Consider the following 16,486-nt stretch of genomic DNA (forward strand, 5'->3'; position numbering starts at 1 on the left):
GGACATGGCGAGGAAGGCAAACACGGGCAGCGGTGACGCTGCGAACCAGGGGCGACTGAAGCAGATCGCCCTCACGTACAAGATGACCCGAAAGGCCGATCCGAAGGTCGGGCTTGTCGTCGCGGGCGTGGGCATCGTCGTACTCGGTGTCCTCCTCGCGATCGGCTTCCTGATCGGGCACCCGGTCTATCTGGGCATCCTGGGCTTCATCCTGGCGCTGCTCGCGATGGCGATCGTCTTCGGACGGCGTGCCGAGCGCGCGGCCTTCGGCCAGATGGAGGGGCAGCCCGGCGCGGCGGCCGCGGTCCTGCAGAACGTCGGGCGCGGCTGGACGACGACCCCGGCGATCGCGATGAACAAGAGCCAGGACGTCGTGCACCGCGCGGTCGGCAAGGCCGGCATCGTGCTGGTGGCCGAGGGCAACCCCAACCGGCTGAAGCCGCTGCTCGCGGCCGAGAAGAAGAAGATGGCCCGGATCGTCGTGGACGTTCCGGTGACCGACATCATCGTCGGCAACGGCGAGGGTCAGGTGCCGCTGAAGCAGGTCCGGACGAAGATGCTGAAGCTTCCGCGGGTGCTCTCCGGCCCGCAGGTGACGGCGACCAACGACCGGCTGCGGGCGCTGGGCGACCTGATGAGCAACATGCCGGTGCCGAAGGGCCCGATGCCGAAGGGCATGCGAATGCCGCGCGGCGGAAAGATGCGCTGAGAGTCCTGCTCCGACGAAGGCGCCCCGGGACCGATCGGTCCCGGGGCGCCTTCGTCGTATCGGTCGGAGCGTGATCCGCTCGTCGTCGCTCTCGTCAGATCCGGACCTGTACGGCGCCGGAGAAGCGGTCGTGGAGGCCGCGGCCGTCGCGGTCCCAGATGAGGGCCGGGACGGCGAGGCAGACAAGGACGCTGCGGAAGACCACGCGGAGGAAGCCGAGCCGGCCGCCGTTCACCGAGGCGACCCGGAGCCCGAAGAGCCGCTTGCCGGGGGTCGAGCCGACGGTGCCGACCGTCAGCACGCTCAGGACGAGCAGGATGACGAGGGCCCAGTTGCCGGTCGCCTGGCTGTAGCCGTCGGTGACCAGGCCGTATGCGATCAGCATGCACAGCGCCCAGTCGACGGCGAGGGCGCCCATCCTGCGCCCGGGGCGGGCGATCGAGCCCGGTCCCTCCTCGGGGAGCCCGAGCTGCTGCCCGCGGTAACCGAAGTCCACACCCGCGTCCTCGGCCGCCGCGCGGGGTCCCGAGAGCCACGATCCCATTGCTTGCCTGTTGTCCACGCGTCCACGGTACTGCGCCCGTTTTTGATCACTTCGGCCCGGGTCGGCATCGGCGCTCCGCGATGCCGGCCGGACCCGCCCCGGTTAACTTGGTCGAAACAAATGGGTCATGCTTGAGAAATCCCGTCTGCCTATGGTCGGGTCCAGCGTGTGCCACCGCACTGGCCGCACGACCGAGCTGCAACCCCGCCCCTCCCCGGGCCGGGAGTAGGAGGAGTTGGATGTTCCAGAACGCCGACGAGGCCAAGAAGTTCATCAAGGACAACGACGTCAAGATGGTCGACGTCCGTTTCTGTGACCTTCCGGGAGTGATGCAGCACTTCACGATCCCGGCGACGGCGTTCGACCCGTCCGAGGAGCTCGCCTTCGACGGCTCGTCGATCCGCGGCTTCCAGGCCATCCACGAGTCCGACATGGCGCTGCGCGCCGACCTGTCGACGGCCCGCCTGGACCCGTTCCGCCGCGACAAGACGCTGAACATCAACTTCTTCATCCACGACCCGATCACGGGCGAGCAGTACAGCCGTGACCCGCGCAACATCGCGAAGAAGGCCGAGGCGTACCTCGCCTCCACCGGCATCGCCGACACCGCGTACTTCGGCCCCGAGGCGGAGTTCTACGTCTTCGACTCGGTCCGCTTCAGCACGGCGGCCAACGAGGGCTTCTACCACATCGACTCCGAGGCCGGCGCCTGGAACACCGGCGCGCTCGAGGACAACCGTGGCTACAAGGTCCGCTACAAGGGCGGCTACTTCCCGGCCCCGCCGGTCGACCACTTCGCCGACCTGCGCGCGGAGATCTCCCTGGAGCTGGAGAACGTCGGCCTCCAGGTAGAGCGTCAGCACCACGAGGTCGGCACCGCCGGCCAGGCCGAGATCAACTACAAGTTCAACACGCTGCTCGCCGCGGCCGACGACCTGATGCTCTTCAAGTACATCGTGAAGAACGTCGCCTGGCGCAACGGCAAGACCGCGACGTTCATGCCGAAGCCGATCTTCGGCGACAACGGCTCGGGCATGCACGTCCACCAGTCGCTGTGGCAGAACGGCGACCCGCTGTTCTACGACGAGCAGGGCTACGCGGGCCTGTCGGACACCGCCCGCTACTACATCGGCGGCATCCTGAAGCACGCCCCGTCGCTGCTGGCCTTCACCAACCCGACGGTGAACTCGTACCACCGCCTGGTCCCCGGCTTCGAGGCCCCGGTCAACATGGTCTACTCGCAGCGCAACCGCTCCGCGGCCATGCGTATCCCGATCACGGGCTCGAACCCGAAGGCCAAGCGCGTCGAGTTCCGCGCGCCGGACCCGTCCTCGAACCCGTACCTCGCCTTCTCGGCGCTGCTCCTCGCGGGCCTCGACGGCATCAAGAACAAGATCGAGCCGGCCGAGCCGATCGACAAGGACCTCTACGAGCTGGCTCCCGAGGAGCACGCGAACGTCCAGCAGGTCCCGACCTCCCTCCCGGCGGTCCTCGACGCCCTCGAGGCGGACAACGAGTACCTCCAGGCCGGCGGTGTCTTCACCTCCGACCTGATCGAGACCTGGATCGACTACAAGCGCACGAACGAGATCGCCCCGATCCAGCTGCGCCCGCACCCGCACGAGTTCGAGCTCTACTTCGACCTCTAGATCGCGCGGCCGACCGTTTCGGCCCGCCGACCGCCCCGAGGCCCCGCCGCTCCTTCCGGAGCGGCGGGGCCTCGGGCCGTTCTTGGGCTTCGGGGTCAGCGGCCGTAGCGGATCAGGGCGCGGACCATGCGGCAGGTGGTCTCGGAGGGCGGGTGGATGCCGAGGAGTTCGGCCGTGATGCGTATCTTCGCGTTGCCCGCCTTCGCCGGGTCGTGGACGCCCGCGTCGAGGAGGGCGATCGCGAGGCGCATGGCCTTCAGGCGGCGGTTGTGGGTGATGTACCACTCGCGGGGACGGCCCGCGGGCAGCGGCTGCTTCCGGAGGGGTTTCCAGGGTTCGATGGACGGTGTCCGGATCATGGCGACGGCCATGGGCGACCTCCTGACGAACGGTGGGTGCGGGCCCTCCCCGGGACCCTCACCTTCACCCCCTATTTTAGCCGCCCCCACTGACAATCGCCCCTGGCCAGACGGGGTTTGATGGGTCGTGGGGCGGCCCTGGGGGAGTACCGTGGGCGCATGGAGATCTGGATCAATCCCGCCTGTTCCAAGTGCCGCGGCGCCATCGACCTGCTCGACGCCGAGGGCGCCTCGTACACCGTCCGCCGCTATCTCGAGGACGTGCCGAGCACGGACGAGATCAGGGACGTCCTGGCGCGGCTCGGGCTCGAACCCTGGGACATCACGCGGACCCAGGAGGCCGTCGCCAAGGAGCTGGGGCTGAAGGAGTGGCCACGGGACGAGGCGAACCGGGACCGGTGGGTGGAGGCGCTCGCGGCGCATCCCAAGCTGATCCAGCGGCCGATCATCACGGCGGAGGACGGTACGGCCGTGGTGGCGCGGACGGACGAGGCCGTACGGGACGCCCTGTCACGCTGACGCCAGGAAGCGCGCGATCCGGTCGTACGTCTCCGGCGGGGACGCCACCGGCAGGGTGTGGTGCGTGGCCCCGGGCAGCGTCGCCGTCTCCACCCCGGGGACGGTTGCCCGCGCCCGGGCCGCCGCTCTCGCGATGTCGTGGGCGCGGCTGCGCTCGGCGAGCAGAACGAGCGTCGGCGGACGCAGGGTGCTCAGCTCCGCCGCCGCCGGACGCGGGCCGGTGACCGGGCGGACGGTGGGGAAGCCGGCGGCCAGCGCGTCCAGCCGGCGCCATTCCGGGTCGAGTGGCGCGCCGCCCGTCTCCCAGCGCAGGAACGCGGCGTTCCGGGCCGGGGTGGGGCGCAGCAGCATCGGCAGGGCCCGGAGGAGATAGCGGGGGCTGAAGCCGGTGAAGCAGTTGGTGGGGTCGAGGAGGACGAGCCGGTCGACCCGGGCCGGTGCGGCGAGGGCGTACCGGAGGGCGATCCAGGCGCCGTAGGAGTGGCCCACCAGGCCGGCGGAGCGGAGCCCGAGGGCGTCGAGGAGGCTGGTGAGCCAGGCGGTCAGATCCTCGGCGGTACGCAGGGGGTTCCCGTCCTCCGGGACGCTGCGGCCCGGCTCCCCGATGAGGTCGACGGCGTGGACGCGGTGGGTCCGGCCCAGCACGGCGGCCGTGGCGTACCAGCCGGTGGCGGTGGCGCCGCCGCCCGGCAGGAGGAGCACGGGCGGGGCGCCCTCGGGGCCGTAGCTGATCAGATGGGTCCTGCCGTGCGCCGTGGCCTGCTCGGAGGTGGTGGTGCCGGCGGGCCAACGGGCGAGGACCGCGTCGTAGGCGGCGGGAAAGCTGTCGGAGATGGCGGCGGGCGGCACGGGCATGGCGGATGACCTCTCGCTCGGCAATAATCTCGCTGAGCGAGATAGTAGAAGGGTGGGCGGGGGAATGACAGGGTCACCGGAACTGAACGTCTTTCACGAGCTGCGCGCGGTCACGGTCGAATTCGGCCTGAGGCAGGGCGAGTTCGCCGCGCGCAACGACATGCACGCCACGGACCTCCGGGCCCTGATCCGCCTGCTCGACGCCGAGCGCGTGGGGACGGACGCGACCGCCGGATGGCTCGGCGCCCAGCTCGGCCTCCACTCCGCCGGGACGACCGCCGTCATCGACCGCCTCGAACGGCTCGGCCACCTCGCCCGCGTCCGGGACGACCGCGACCGGCGCCGCGTGCTGCTGCGGGTTCAGGAGAGCGCCAAGGAACTGGGGCGGGCGGCCTTCGGGCCGGTGATCGAGGGGACGGTGGCACTGCTGCGGGAGTTCGACGAGCGGGAGGTCGAGGCGGTGCGGCGGTTCCTGACGGGCGTACGGGAGATCATGGGCGCGGGCGCGTCCGGGGAAGGGGACGGGGACGGGGGCGGGAAGGGATCCGGACCCGGGATCGGGGGCGTGCCCCGGACCGGGGACGTGCCCGGGGGCGCGTCCCCGGGCACGTCCGGGTCGGGAAGAACACGGGGGTAGGAGACATGGTCGGCTTTTATCAATCCGCGCTGGAGGGCGTCGCCGGCAACCCCGCGCTCCCGGCGCCGCTGCTGCTGCGTCTGCTCGTCCATGACGACGGAGGCGACGGCCCGCCGTTCCAGGCGCTCCGGCGCGCGGATCTGCCCGAGTCGGCCGTCGCGGCGATCGTGGCCCACCCCAACCCGCAGACCAGGATCACCTTCGCGATCAGCGGGCAGGTGCAGCCGGAGCGGCGGGCGCGCCTCGTCGACGACCCCTCCCCCACGGTGCGGGCGGCTCTGGCGCACGGACCGGAGCGGTGGGACCGTCGTGCGACGGTCTCCCCCTTGCCCGACGCCGTGTGCGCCCGGCTGCTCGACGACCCCGAACCCGCCGTACGCCGGGCCCTGCTGGACTCACCGTTTCTGACGCCGTCCTTCGTGGCCTCGCTCACCACGCACCCCGAACCGGCCGCGCGCCGGCGCGCGACGCAAGCCTGGGACACGGTGCCGCCGGACGGACGCGCGGCCCTGCTTGCCGACCCGGACCCGGAGGTGCGACGCGCCGCCGCCCTCCAGGAGTGCCACCGGGACGCGCGGCTCACCGCCGAGCTCCTTCGCGACCCGGGCTCCGTCGCCGAGGCGCTGCGCCGGGGGCTCCTCGACCCGGCCGACGCCGAACGGCACGCCGCCGAGCGCACGCACCTGCTCGCGCTCGCCGAGAACCCGTCCCTGCCGCCCGGCCTCGTGGAGCGGCTCGCGGTCGATCCCGACGCCGACGTGCGGCTCGCGGTCTCGATCAGGCCCGAGCTGACGGAGGAGCGGCGCGCCGCGATCGACTACGCGGTGGGCCCGTACGACCGCCCGGACGTGGCGTGGGTGCAGGACGGCATCGCGGACGGGGAGGTGCTGCGGCGGGCCGCGACCTCCCGGCATCCGCTGCTTGCCCGCGCCGCCGCCAGGAGCCCCCATCTGGCACCGGACCTGCTGCGGCTGCTGGCCGGGGAGGAGGACCCGGTGGTGGACACGTCCCTGGCCCTCCACCATCCCGACACCCCTGAAGAGGTCCTGATGCGGGTGTACGCGCGGCTCGGCGGGACGTTCTCCGCCTGGATGGCCGACACCCACCCCCGCTTCCCCCGCGAGGGCCTCGCCGCCCGCTACGCGGACCATCCCGAGGCGATCTACCGTCTGTTGGCGGTCCGCGATCCGGCCGCCACGCCCGAGCTGATCGAACGGCTCAGTCACGACCCGGAGTTCATAGTGCGGCGTGACGCGACCGGCGACCCGCGCCTCCCCCTCCCCCGGCTCCGGGAAGCCCTCGCTCGGGAAGACCTGGCCTACGCGGCGGCCGGCAACCCGGCGCTCCCCGAGAGCGACATGGCCGCTGTCCTGGACCGGGCCGGAGTGCCCGCGTGAGCGAGGGCGGTGGGGCCGCCGAGGCCATCGGCGAGGGCGGTGCGGTGCCCGAGGCCCCCGGCGAGGGCGGCGGGGCCGCCGAGGCTCCCGGTGACAGCGGTGGTGTCGCCGAGGTCCTCGGCGTCGATCTGCACCTGGAGCTGACCGGCGCGGGCAGCCGGCGGGCCGTGCTGATCAGGGCCCTGCGCGAGGCGGTACGGAGCGGGCGGCTGACCGCCGGAACGCGGCTGCCACCGTACCGGTCGCTCGCCGCCGACCTGGGCGTGGCCCGCAACACCGTCGCCGACGCGTACGCGGAGCTGGTCGCCGAAGGATGGCTGACCTCCCGTCAAGGGTCGGGCACCCGGGTCGCCGAGCGGGTCGCGGCGCCGGAGCCCGAGGGCGCGCCACGGGACACGGTACGGGCCCTCCCGTACGACCTCGTCCAGGGCAAGCCGGACCCGGCGGCCTTCCCCCGTACGGCCTGGCTGGCCTCTGCGCGGCGGGCCCTGACGGCCGCGCCGCACGACGCCTTCGGCGTCGGCGATCCCCGCGGGCGCGTGGAGCTGCGGCGGGAACTCGCCGGGTACCTGGCGCGGGTGCGCGGGGTGCGGACCGGGCCGGACCGGATCGTGGTCTGTTCGGGCGCGGCCCACGCGCTGCGCCTCCTCGCCCGGGTCGTGCCCGGGCCATGGGCGGTGGAGGGGTACGGGCTGCCCTTCCACCGGGGGCTGCTCGCGGAGGCCGGGGTCCGGACCGTGCCGGTGGCCGTCGACGAGGAGGGGGCCCGCGTCGGCGACATCCCCCGGGGGCCCGGCGCGGTGCTGCTGACGCCCGCGCACCAGTTTCCGACGGGCGGGCCGCTGCATCCCGGGCGGCGCGCGGCCGCCGTCGACTGGGCGCGGACGAGCGGTGGTTTCGTCCTGGAGGACGACTACGACGGGGAGTTCCGCTACGACCGCCGGCCCGTCGGCGCGCTCCAGGGCCTCGACCCCGAGCGCGTGACCCTGATCGGATCGGTCAGCAAGAGCCTCTCCCCCACCCTCCGGATCGGCTGGATGGTGCTTCCGGGCGGCCTGGTGGACGGTGTGGTGGCGGCCAAGGGCGTACGTGAGCCGTACTCCTCCGCCACCGAGCAGCTCACCCTCGCCGACTTCCTCGCCTCGGGCGCGTACGACCGGCATGTGCGGCGGATGCGCCGGCGCCATCGCGAGCGCCGTGACCGGCTGGTGGAGATCCTCACGGAGCGGGTCCCGGAGGTACGGGTGACGGGGATCGCCGCCGGGCTGCACGCCGTGGTGGAGCTTCCGCCGGGGACGGAGCGTGCGGCGCTCGCGGCGGCGGAGCGCCACGGGGTCGCGGTGGAGGGGCTGACCGGATACCGGCATCCGGACGCGGCCGGAGCCGTGCGGAGGGACGGGCGGAGCGGGATGGAAGGGCTGGTGGTGGGGTACGCGACGCCGCCCGAGCGGCTGTACGGCGGAGCCCTCGACGCCCTGTGCAACGCCCTCCGTTCCGTACTGCGCTGAACCCGCGTTGAGCGGAATCGGCGCGCTCCTCGTATCTGACGCCACAGGAACCGACAGGAAACGAACGGAGCCTCACGTGTCACGCAGGAAAACGCTCAGCCGGAAGAAGAAGATCGCGCTGGTGACGGGTGCCCTCGTGCTCGCCGGGGGAACGGCGGTGGTGTTGACCGGTACGAGCCAGGCGTCCGTGGCCTGCGACGGCCTGGCCACGGCGCTCGCGAACAACGAGCGGTTCATCGCGGACCAGCGCGCTCAACCGGACGCGCTGTCGCAGGCGCGGATCGCCAACCGGGAGGCGGTGATCGCCGAGATCCGGCGCAAGCAGGCGGCGTCGGGGTGCGGCGACGAAGGCGCGGGGGCGGACGCGGGTGCGGGAGCTGACGCGGGTGCCGGGGCAGGTGCGGGAGCTGACGCGGGCGCGGACGGGGACGCGGGTGCGGGCGTGGGTGCGGGCGGTGCGGAGGAGGCGGCTCCCTCCGCGCCGGCCGCGCAGCCCGATGGTGCCGGCGGTGGCGGCGGGTCCGGGGAGGTCGTCTGCGCCGGTTCCACCGTCACGCTCTCCGGCGAGGGCGGCGCCCCGGCCGCGTCGAGCAACCAGTTCCCGCTCGGTACGCGCCTCAAGGTGACCAACCTCGACAACGCCCGATCGACCACCGTCGAGGTCACGTCCACCTCCGGCAGCTGCGTCCTGCTCAACGACGCGGCCTTCGAACAGGTCCGTGAGCCGGGCAAGTTCCTGATCCGCAAGGCCCGCATCGAGCGGGTGGGCTAGGCCGTGTCCCCGCCAGGGGCCTGGCCGGTCCGTCCGATGTGCTCGGCGATCTCCATGAGCCGGGGGTGCAGACGGCGTCCGGCACCGAACAGTTCGATGCCCAGGAGCCGCCCCTGGGAGTCGAGGTCGAGCACCGCCGTCATGTCGTCGTCCCCGGCGATCACCTGTTGGACGGCCTCGCCCGGGGCGATCCTGTCGACGAGGTAGATGTACGCGTTGTCCGCCTCGGCGTCGTATTCGACTCGCACGGCCGGCCCCTCAGGCGGTGGGCCCGCTCGGGCCCACCGCCTCCTCCGCCCGGGTCAGGATCTCCGTGAGCCGCGCCCCGAACCGGGCGTCGCACCCGTGCGGAACCCCCGTCCGCGCCGACTCGACGAGCGCGTCCACCGCCCCGCCGAACGCCTCCAACGCCCCGTCCCACCCGGGCATCACGGCCCGGCCGCGCTCGCCGTACAGCGTGAGCGCGGCCTCCGCCGCCTCCGGCGGGGCGGAGAGGGTCAGCGTCGCCGTGCTGCTCGCGCCCGAGGCGTGCCGCAGGACCAGGTGCCGGGTGTCGGCCGGGCCCCGTGCGGCCGTCACCTCGGTGACGTCGCCGAGCACCGGGAGGTACACGGAGAGCACGTGCGGCCCCACGTCCCAGAGGCCGCCCTTGTCGCGCCGCCACGGCGAGTCGGCGTACGCGCTCGTCGAACCGGCGGCGTAGAGCGAGCCGAGCCAGTGCGCCTCGCCCAGGAACCAGCCGCCCGCCGCCGCCTGTTCGTCGATCCACCGCGCGGTCGGCTCCGCGAACCGGAGCGTGCAGAAGACGACGGACGCGACTCCGGCCCGCCCGGCCGCCTCCGCCACCTCGCGGGCCGCCGCGGGCGTCGTGGCCACGGGCTTGTCCAGCAGCAGATGGCAGCCGGCGGCCGCCGCGCGGACGGCGAGGGGGGCCTGGACGTCCGGCGGCAGGGCGAAGGCGACGGCGTCGCACGCCGCGAAGAGGGCGTCCACGTCGTCGTAGGCGGCCGTTCCGGAGGCGCCGGCGAGTTCGGCCGCCGCCTCGGCCCGCCGGCCCCACACCCCCACGAACTCGACACGGCCGCGCGCGGCGTGCGCGGCGAGCGCGGGGGCGTGGGTGCGGGCGGCCCAGGGGCCGGTGCCGAGAAGTCCGATACGGGGTGTGCGGCGGGTGAACGTGGTCATCCCCCCAGTCTGCCGGGGGCGCCGCCCCATCGCGGCCCCCACCGGGCGCGGGGAAATCGGTGGACCCCCGCCCCTCCCCCGGTGCTACGTTTCGTCCGCCGGTCGCGGGACTCCGGCGCGACTTCCGGGACCTGCCTCTGAAGCAACGTTTTCGCTGTTCGCGCCCCCATTCCCCGGCCGGCGCCCATGCCACTGGGAGGGGGCCCATGCAGGAGACGTTCTCCGACCTGATCGCCGCCGAGGACGTCCTGCTCTTCGTCAACGCGGCCGTCACCGCCACCGGGCAGCGGGAGTTCCGCTCCTCCGCCGGGGAGCAGCGGCTGTCCCTCGCCTTCCTCCACGAGTACGTCCGGGTCAACTACCGCCCCGTGTACGCCGCCGCGCTCGCCCTCGACATCAACGACCACAACGCGGCCCTGATCATCGAGCACCTGCTGCGCACCCCCCGGGAGGCCGGGGAGCAGGAGGGGCGGCTGATCGCCGCGCGGCTCACGCGGCTGCCCCCGCAGCGCGTCTACCGGCTGTTCCGCTCCCTGCGCGCCGCCAAGGTCAACAACCGCCGCACGCGGGCGATCGTCCGGGACTGGCTCGCCGCCCGCCCCGACCTCGGGCACGACGCCGTCAAGTACCGCGCCGGACTGAAGGCCGCCGCCCGTCACGCCCATCTCCCCCTGCCCGGCGCCGAACCGGGGGACTTCCTCTTCGCGCCCGGCCGCCGGGTCCGCTACGAGCACGCGCTCCTCGACGCCCACCGCCGCGCGCACCACGAGCAGGGAGCGCTGTACGAGCTGCCGTTCACCGTCGCCGAGGGGTTCGCGGCGAGGCACGGCATACCGCGCGAGGTCTTCCTGGAGCGGATCACGCCCCGGATGACGCGCCTGGAGCGGTTGCGTACGGCACGGGCGACCGATCTGGCCGTCATGCCGCTGACCCGGCTCGCCCTCTACGTCCTCTCCCTCCCCCTCGGGGAGCGGGTGGCGCGCCGCGCCGAGCTGACGGCGGCGCTGCGGGCTGCCGCGCGCCGGGTGGCGGGGCCGTACGCCGGGACGTGGGGCCGGGTCGCGGCGGTCCTCGACGACAGCTACTCGGCCTCCGGTTCGACCGTGAAGCGGCGCCGCCCGCTCGCGGTGGCCCTGGGCTGCCACTTCCTCCTCGGGGCGCTCGCGGCTCCGGGGACGTACTCCGCGCACTGGACCTCCGGCGCCGGTGACCCGCTGCTCGTACGGCCGTGGGGGCCGACCCCGCTGGGCATGAGGATCCTCGACGCCCTGGAGGGCCCGGGCGGCGGCGGCCCCGACAGCCCCGGGCCCGACCGGCTGGTGATCGTCTCGGACGGCTGGGACAACGCGCCGCCGGGGCTCGCCGGCGAGGTGCTGCGCGTCTGGCGGACCCGGCTCGACCCGGAGCGGCGGACCAGCGCCGTCCATGTGAACCCCGTATACGACGCCGACGGTTTCGACGTGCGCCGGCTCGCGCCGAGCGTGCCGACCGCCGGGATCAGGGACGCGGAGGACCTGGCCGCGCTGGTGGAGATCGCCCAGTTCGCCGAGGGGCGGACCGGGCTCGCGGAGCTCCGGGCGTATCTGGACCGGCGCGTGGAGCTGTTCCTGAAGGGGGCGTCTCGGTGAGCGGGATCGATCTGGCCGGACTGGAGGTCCGGCCCGCCCAGGTGTGGGGCGGTGTCCGGCTGGTCCCGCTGGTCCGGCCCGAGCCGGTGGAGGGGCTGCGGCTCCACCGCGAGGTGTACGGGGGTGACGGTGTGGTCGATCTCGGGGACCGAACGACGTACACCTCGTACATCCCGCACGGCTTCGTCGCGGACTGGTCCGGTGACGAGCGCGAGGCGGCGGCGTACGGCACCCGGCTCGGGGACGAGGCCCCGCACGCCGTTCCCGTACGCCGGCATCACCGTCTCGCCAAGCGGCGGCAGGGCGCACCGTCGGGCGGGAAGAGGCTCCGTTTCCTCCCGCTCCATCTGGCCCTGGAGGGCTATCTGGCGCTCCACTTCGGCGGGCCGTCCATCGTCTGGGACGAGTGGTCCCAGCAGGCGGTACGCCGGGGCCTGTCGCCACGCGCCGAGGCGGCGTACGCGGGGTGGCGTGTGCCGGGGCTCGCGGAGGCGCTGCGGATCTTCGAGATCCACCCGGGGCAGTGCGGGCTGCTGCTGTACGTCGCCGACTCCCTGGCGGCGGCGTTCGTCGTCCCGCACCCGGAGGACTACCGCGTGCTGCACCCCACGCTGGTCGAGGACCTGTACGGGGAGGTGGTGCACCAGTACGCCTTCTACGGTGCTCCGGTGCCGGAGTTCACGGCACGCATCCGGGACGAGGGCGGCTCGATCCGCACGCCGGCGGACCTGCGGGCGGCCGCCCGGGCGCAGGAGCGGGCCTGGGCGGCGGCGCACGACGGCCTGATGGCCCGGGACCTGCTGGGGACCTCGTACGCCTTCGAGCGGGTCTATCGGATGGATTCCTATGATCTGTACCGTTTCCTCCCACCGTTTCGACGGACGGGTGAGGAGCAGCACATCGGCGAGCTGATCTCCGACCGCAAGGGGCGCACGCTCTACCTGAAGACCTTCCGGCTCTCCGAGAACCAGATCCGGCGGGGCCATCTGCTGCGCCGTCTCGCGGACTGCGACTGGCACCTGGGGCGGACGGCGGAAGCGCTCGGGACGACGTACGCCGAGGTCGTGCGGCGCGTGGCCGCCGCCGGCCTCGGTTCGCTGCTGAACGCCCACGTGATCGCACAGCGGCTGCGGGAAACACAGGATCGCTGAGTAACACGGGGTTCACATATGGGCAACGGACGGGAAATCCGGTGTTGCCAAGCTGCGCGCAGACACAGACACCGCAGCTCTCGCAGCGTCGCGAGCCGCAGCACGCTCCCCGCAGCAGCACGCAAAAGGATGAGGCCCGTGACCTTCAAGGCTGAGTACATCTGGATCGACGGCACCGAGCCGACCGCGAAGCTTCGCTCGAAGACGAAGATACTGCCGGGCACGGGCGCGACCCTCGACGAGCTGCCGATCTGGGGCTTCGACGGATCCAGCACGAACCAGGCCAAGGGCCACGCCTCGGACCGTGTCCTCAAGCCGGTCTTCGTCTGCCCGGACCCGATCCGCGGCGGTGACAACCTGCTGGTGATGTGCGAGGTCCTGAACACGGACATGACGCCGCACGAGTCGAACACCCGTGCCGCGCTGGCCGAGGTCTACGCGAAGTACGCCGCGCAGGAGCCGATCTTCGGCATCGAGCAGGAGTACACCTTCTTCGACGGCGAGCGTCCGCTCGGCTTCCCGGTCGGCGGCTTCCCGGCCCCGCAGGGCGGCTACTACTGCGGTGTCGGCGCCGACGAGATCTTCGGCCGTGACGTCGTCGAGGCGCACCTGGAGAACTGCCTGAAGGCGGGCCTGGGCATCTCCGGCATCAACGCCGAGGTCATGCCCGGCCAGTGGGAGTTCCAGGTCGGCCCGCTGGCGCCGCTCGAGGTCGCGGACCAGCTGTGGGTGGCGCGCTGGCTGCTCTACCGCACGGCCGAGGACTTCAAGGTCTCGGCGACGCTGGACCCGAAGCCGGTGAAGGGCGACTGGAACGGCGCGGGCGCGCACACCAACTTCTCCACGAAGGCGATGCGCGAGGGCTACGACGCGATCATCACCGCGTGCGAGTCCCTGGGCGAGGGCTCCAAGCCGCTCGACCACGTCAAGAACTACGGCGCGGGCATCGACGACCGCCTGACGGGTCTGCACGAGACCGCCCCGTGGGACGAGTACTCCTACGGCGTCTCGGACCGCGGCGCCTCGGTCCGCATCCCGTGGCAGGTCGAGCAGGACCAGAAGGGCTACATCGAGGACCGCCGTCCGAACGCGAACGTGGACCCCTACGTGGTGACGCGTCTGCTGGTCGACACCTGCTGCGAGGCCCTGGAGAAGGCCGGCCAGGTCTGATCCGCGAGGCTCTACGAGAAGGGGGCGCCCACCGGCCACGGTGGGCGCCCCCTTCATTTGTCGCGAACAACCGGGACTGTTTTCCATTCCCGAGTAGTACACTAGGGATATGGCCATCAAGCAGAACGACACCTCGACGGGTCGCCTCGACCTCGAGCCGTTCTGGCCTTCCCGGCAGCACCACGACTTCGACCGGTGCTGTCGGCGCGTGAGGAACGCGTCGACCCCCTAACGCCCGACCGGCCCCTCGTCCGGTTCAGCGGCCTTCGGCCGACGCGCATGACGTACGACACCCGTCCGTCCGTTTCTCCGCGCGAAAGAGCTGAGCTTTCATGGCCCACACCCAGACCGGCACCGCGTCCCTGACCGCCGTCCGTCCCCACCGTGCCCGACTCCGTGCCGTCGACCCCGACGAGGTCGTCGGCCTCGCCCGTGTCGCGGACCTCCTGCCGCCCGGCGCCACGCTGCTGCCCGCCCCCGCGCACGCGCTGCCCACAGTGCCGGGACGCCCGCCGATGGTCGGGTACCTGGTGCTGCTGCCCGCCGACCAGCAGCCGCACCTGCCGGACCCGGGCCGGCCGCCGCACGTGCCGGCCGAGGAACCCGGGCCCGAGGAACGGGGGCCGGTCTCCATCGACACCGTACGGCGGATCGCCCTGGTGGACGGGCGGCCGATGGATCTCACGTACCTCGAGTTCGAACTGCTCGCCCACCTCGTCGCCCACCCGCACCGGGTGCACACCCGCGACCAGTTGGTCACGACGGTCTGGGGGTACGGGCACGTGGGCGACGGGCGGACCGTCGATGTCCATGTCGCCCGACTGCGCCGCAAGCTGGGCGCCGAGCACCGCCGCACGATCCAGACCGTGCGGCGGGTCGGCTACAAGTACACGCCCTGATCAGGCCGCTCCCGACCTCGCCCGGGCCACCAGGCCGAGGGCGAGGTCGACCACCAGGAACGCCACCAGGCTGAGGCCCAGCATCGGGACGAACCAGCCCACGAGGGCCGTCGCCGCGAGGAGCGGCAGCAGCATCGTCGGCGGGACCTTTCGCCAGGCACCGCGCGCGACAGGCCGGCCGGGTCGGCGCAGCCACCACATCCGGTAGCCCCAGAGGATCAGCAGGACGAGGGCGAGCGCGAGGGCCGCCAGGGCGAGTTGGTTGAACAGGCCGAGGAAGACACCCGTGTGGGCGTCGATGCCGAAGCGGGTCAGCTGGGCGAGCACCGGGTAGTCGGCGAACCGCAGTTCGTCCATGACCGTGCCGTCGGCCGGGTTCACCGCCACGGAGTCCAGGTGGACGGGGAACTGGGTGTCGGTCTCCTTGACGACGTAACCCTTGCCCTCGGTGGGCAGGACGACGGACGTCCGGCCCTCGACGCCCCGGGCGCGGGCCGCCTCGACGACCCGGTCGATGCCGACGTCCGGACCCTTGGCGGCCGGGGCCTGGTGACCGCCGCCGTGGCCCTCGTGCTCCGAGGAGCCGCCGGCCGCGCCTTCGAGGGTGGCGGAGACGGTCGGGGTGGCGCCGCCGAGCTGGTCCTGGACCGCGCCGATGTTCTCGCCCGCGTACCGCGACCAGGTCAGGCCGGTGGCGGAGAGCAGGACCAGTCCGGTGACGGCCCACAGGCCGACCGCGCCGTGCCAGGAGAGGGTGCGGCGGCGGGACTTCGGGCCGCGCTCGGGGACGAGGAGGGCGCGGCGGTTCTTCCGCTTGCGGCCGATCCAGAGCGCCAGACCGCCGAGGGCGATCACCCACAGCCAGCTGGCGGCCAGTTCGCTGTAGTTGCGGCCGAGGTCGCCGAGGTGCAGATCGCGGTGGAGTTCGTCGATCCAGGTGCGCAGCGGGAGGGCGCCCGAGCCGCCGTAGCTGGGCAGTTGTCCGCGTATCTCCGCGGTGTACGGGTCGACGAAGACGGCGAGGGACGTGCCCTCCTCGACGTCGGGGTCGGCCATGAGGACGCGGGTGGTGGCACCGTCCTCGGCGGAGGGCCAGACGGCGGTGACGGTGCCGTTGGGGTTGACCTTGGTGGCGGCGTGGACCTGCTGCGAGAGGGGCAGGACCGTGTCGCCGACCGGGACTTCGAGTTCGTGCGCGTACAGGACCTTCTCGGCCTGGAAGGAGAGCGCGTAGAGGAGGCCGCTGGCGGCGGCGACGAGCAGGAAGGGGGCGATGAGGACGCCCGCGTAGAAGTGCAGGCGCAGGACGAGGGGGCGCAGGGCGCTCCAGGTCCCCTTTCCGCCGCCGCTCGCGGCGGCCGCGTCGGGGGTGGTGGCCGCGTCGGGGGTGGTGGCCGCGTCGGGGGTGGGGGGCGCTTCCGTGGTGTCCGTGTCCGGGCGCGCGGGATCGTCAATGGTCATGACAGTCCTAGGAGTCGGTGTCGACAGGGGGAATCGGCCCCCG

Annotated in this window: 17 protein-coding genes and 1 pseudogene; 12 read left to right on the top strand and 6 right to left on the bottom strand. The window is 72.9% G+C overall.

The window, feature by feature from the left end; genetic code table 11:
* Nucleotides 1–4: 4 nt before the first annotated feature.
* A complete protein-coding gene (locus ACZ4VW_RS06270; RefSeq protein WP_467958963.1) occupies nt 5–709 on the top strand; it encodes a DUF4191 domain-containing protein in 705 nt (234 codons plus the stop codon).
* A gap of 94 nt (nt 710–803) precedes the next feature.
* On the opposite strand, the gene ACZ4VW_RS06275 is transcribed toward ACZ4VW_RS06270, so the two are convergent.
* On the bottom strand, nt 804–1,271 hold the full coding sequence (locus ACZ4VW_RS06275) for an RDD family protein (RefSeq protein ID WP_467958965.1): 468 nt from the start codon (nt 1,269–1,271) through the stop codon (nt 804–806).
* 221 nt (nt 1,272–1,492) lie between these two features.
* On the opposite strand from ACZ4VW_RS06275, the gene glnA reads away from it, so the two are divergent.
* Nucleotides 1,493–2,902: a type I glutamate--ammonia ligase gene (gene glnA / locus ACZ4VW_RS06280; RefSeq protein ID WP_467958967.1), complete on the top strand. Its 1,410-nt coding sequence runs from the start codon at nt 1,493–1,495 to the stop codon at nt 2,900–2,902.
* Between the two features lie 95 nt (nt 2,903–2,997).
* Here the strand turns inward: glnA and ACZ4VW_RS06285 are convergent, their stop codons facing one another.
* On the bottom strand, nt 2,998–3,273 hold the full coding sequence (locus ACZ4VW_RS06285; protein WP_389174841.1) for a hypothetical protein: 276 nt from the start codon (nt 3,271–3,273) through the stop codon (nt 2,998–3,000).
* Between the two features lie 147 nt (nt 3,274–3,420).
* Between ACZ4VW_RS06285 and ACZ4VW_RS06290 the strand changes: the two genes are divergently transcribed.
* The gene (locus tag ACZ4VW_RS06290) at nt 3,421–3,780 is read left to right on the top strand and encodes an arsenate reductase family protein (RefSeq protein WP_467958970.1); all 360 of its coding nucleotides are present in this window, start codon (nt 3,421–3,423) and stop codon (nt 3,778–3,780) included.
* Here ACZ4VW_RS06290 and ACZ4VW_RS06295 read toward each other — a convergent pair.
* Nucleotides 3,772–4,635 (bottom strand): alpha/beta fold hydrolase, encoded by an 864-nt coding sequence (locus ACZ4VW_RS06295; RefSeq protein ID WP_467958972.1) that lies wholly within the window; start codon nt 4,633–4,635, stop codon nt 3,772–3,774. The genes ACZ4VW_RS06290 and ACZ4VW_RS06295 overlap by 9 nt on opposite strands.
* Nucleotides 4,636–4,699: 64 nt before the next feature.
* Between ACZ4VW_RS06295 and ACZ4VW_RS06300 the strand changes: the two are divergent.
* The 4 genes and pseudogenes from ACZ4VW_RS06300 to ACZ4VW_RS06315 form a co-directional block, all read left to right on the top strand.
* Nucleotides 4,700–5,134, top strand: a pseudogene (locus tag ACZ4VW_RS06300) (MarR family transcriptional regulator); the annotation flags it as partial.
* Nucleotides 5,135–5,277: 143 nt separating this feature from the next.
* The gene (locus ACZ4VW_RS06305) at nt 5,278–6,669 is read left to right on the top strand and encodes a Mucin-2 (RefSeq protein WP_467958974.1); all 1,392 of its coding nucleotides are present in this window, start codon (nt 5,278–5,280) and stop codon (nt 6,667–6,669) included.
* 134 nt (nt 6,670–6,803) lie between these two features.
* Nucleotides 6,804–8,177, top strand: a complete 1,374-nt coding sequence (gene pdxR / locus ACZ4VW_RS06310; RefSeq protein ID WP_467959585.1) for a MocR-like pyridoxine biosynthesis transcription factor PdxR — start codon at nt 6,804–6,806, stop codon at nt 8,175–8,177.
* A 76-nt stretch (nt 8,178–8,253) separates the two neighbouring features.
* Nucleotides 8,254–8,949 carry a hypothetical protein gene (locus ACZ4VW_RS06315; protein WP_467958976.1) on the top strand — a complete coding sequence of 232 codons (696 nt, stop codon included), beginning with the start codon at nt 8,254–8,256 and terminating at the stop codon, nt 8,947–8,949.
* On the opposite strand, the gene ACZ4VW_RS06320 is transcribed toward ACZ4VW_RS06315, so the two are convergent.
* Together ACZ4VW_RS06320 and ACZ4VW_RS06325 are read right to left on the bottom strand one after the other, a co-directional pair.
* On the bottom strand, nt 8,946–9,197 hold the full coding sequence (locus ACZ4VW_RS06320; protein ID WP_467958978.1) for a DUF2283 domain-containing protein: 252 nt from the start codon (nt 9,195–9,197) through the stop codon (nt 8,946–8,948). The two genes, ACZ4VW_RS06315 and ACZ4VW_RS06320, sit on opposite strands and share 4 nt — an antisense overlap.
* A 10-nt stretch (nt 9,198–9,207) precedes the next feature.
* On the bottom strand, nt 9,208–10,134 hold the full coding sequence (locus ACZ4VW_RS06325; protein WP_467958980.1) for a Gfo/Idh/MocA family protein: 927 nt from the start codon (nt 10,132–10,134) through the stop codon (nt 9,208–9,210).
* 206 nt (nt 10,135–10,340) lie between these two features.
* Here ACZ4VW_RS06325 and ACZ4VW_RS06330 point away from each other — a divergent pair, with 206 nt between their 5' ends.
* The 5 genes from ACZ4VW_RS06330 to ACZ4VW_RS06350 all read left to right on the top strand — a co-directional run bounded on the left by ACZ4VW_RS06330 (nt 10,341) and on the right by ACZ4VW_RS06350 (nt 14,982).
* Nucleotides 10,341–11,762 carry a hypothetical protein gene (locus ACZ4VW_RS06330; protein ID WP_467958982.1) on the top strand — a complete coding sequence of 474 codons (1,422 nt, stop codon included), beginning with the start codon at nt 10,341–10,343 and terminating at the stop codon, nt 11,760–11,762.
* Nucleotides 11,759–12,913 carry an ARPP-2 domain-containing protein gene (locus tag ACZ4VW_RS06335; protein WP_467958984.1) on the top strand — a complete coding sequence of 385 codons (1,155 nt, stop codon included), beginning with the start codon at nt 11,759–11,761 and terminating at the stop codon, nt 12,911–12,913. Before ACZ4VW_RS06330 ends, ACZ4VW_RS06335 begins: the two co-directional genes overlap by 4 nt.
* A gap of 138 nt (nt 12,914–13,051) precedes the next feature.
* On the top strand, nt 13,052–14,083 hold the full coding sequence (gene glnII, locus ACZ4VW_RS06340) for a glutamine synthetase (RefSeq protein ID WP_467958986.1): 1,032 nt from the start codon (nt 13,052–13,054) through the stop codon (nt 14,081–14,083).
* Nucleotides 14,084–14,192: 109 nt separating this feature from the next.
* Nucleotides 14,193–14,315: a hypothetical protein gene (locus ACZ4VW_RS06345; protein WP_467958988.1), complete on the top strand. Its 123-nt coding sequence runs from the start codon at nt 14,193–14,195 to the stop codon at nt 14,313–14,315.
* 100 nt (nt 14,316–14,415) lie between these two features.
* Nucleotides 14,416–14,982 carry a winged helix-turn-helix domain-containing protein gene (locus ACZ4VW_RS06350; protein ID WP_467958990.1) on the top strand — a complete coding sequence of 189 codons (567 nt, stop codon included), beginning with the start codon at nt 14,416–14,418 and terminating at the stop codon, nt 14,980–14,982.
* Here the strand turns inward: ACZ4VW_RS06350 and ACZ4VW_RS06355 are convergent, their stop codons facing one another.
* Entirely contained in the window at nt 14,983–16,443 is a 1,461-nt protein-coding gene (locus ACZ4VW_RS06355; protein ID WP_467958992.1) for a PepSY-associated TM helix domain-containing protein, read from the bottom strand.
* Nucleotides 16,444–16,486 lie beyond the last annotated feature (43 nt).

The organism is Streptomyces sp. NPDC029139 (genome assembly GCF_055564335.1).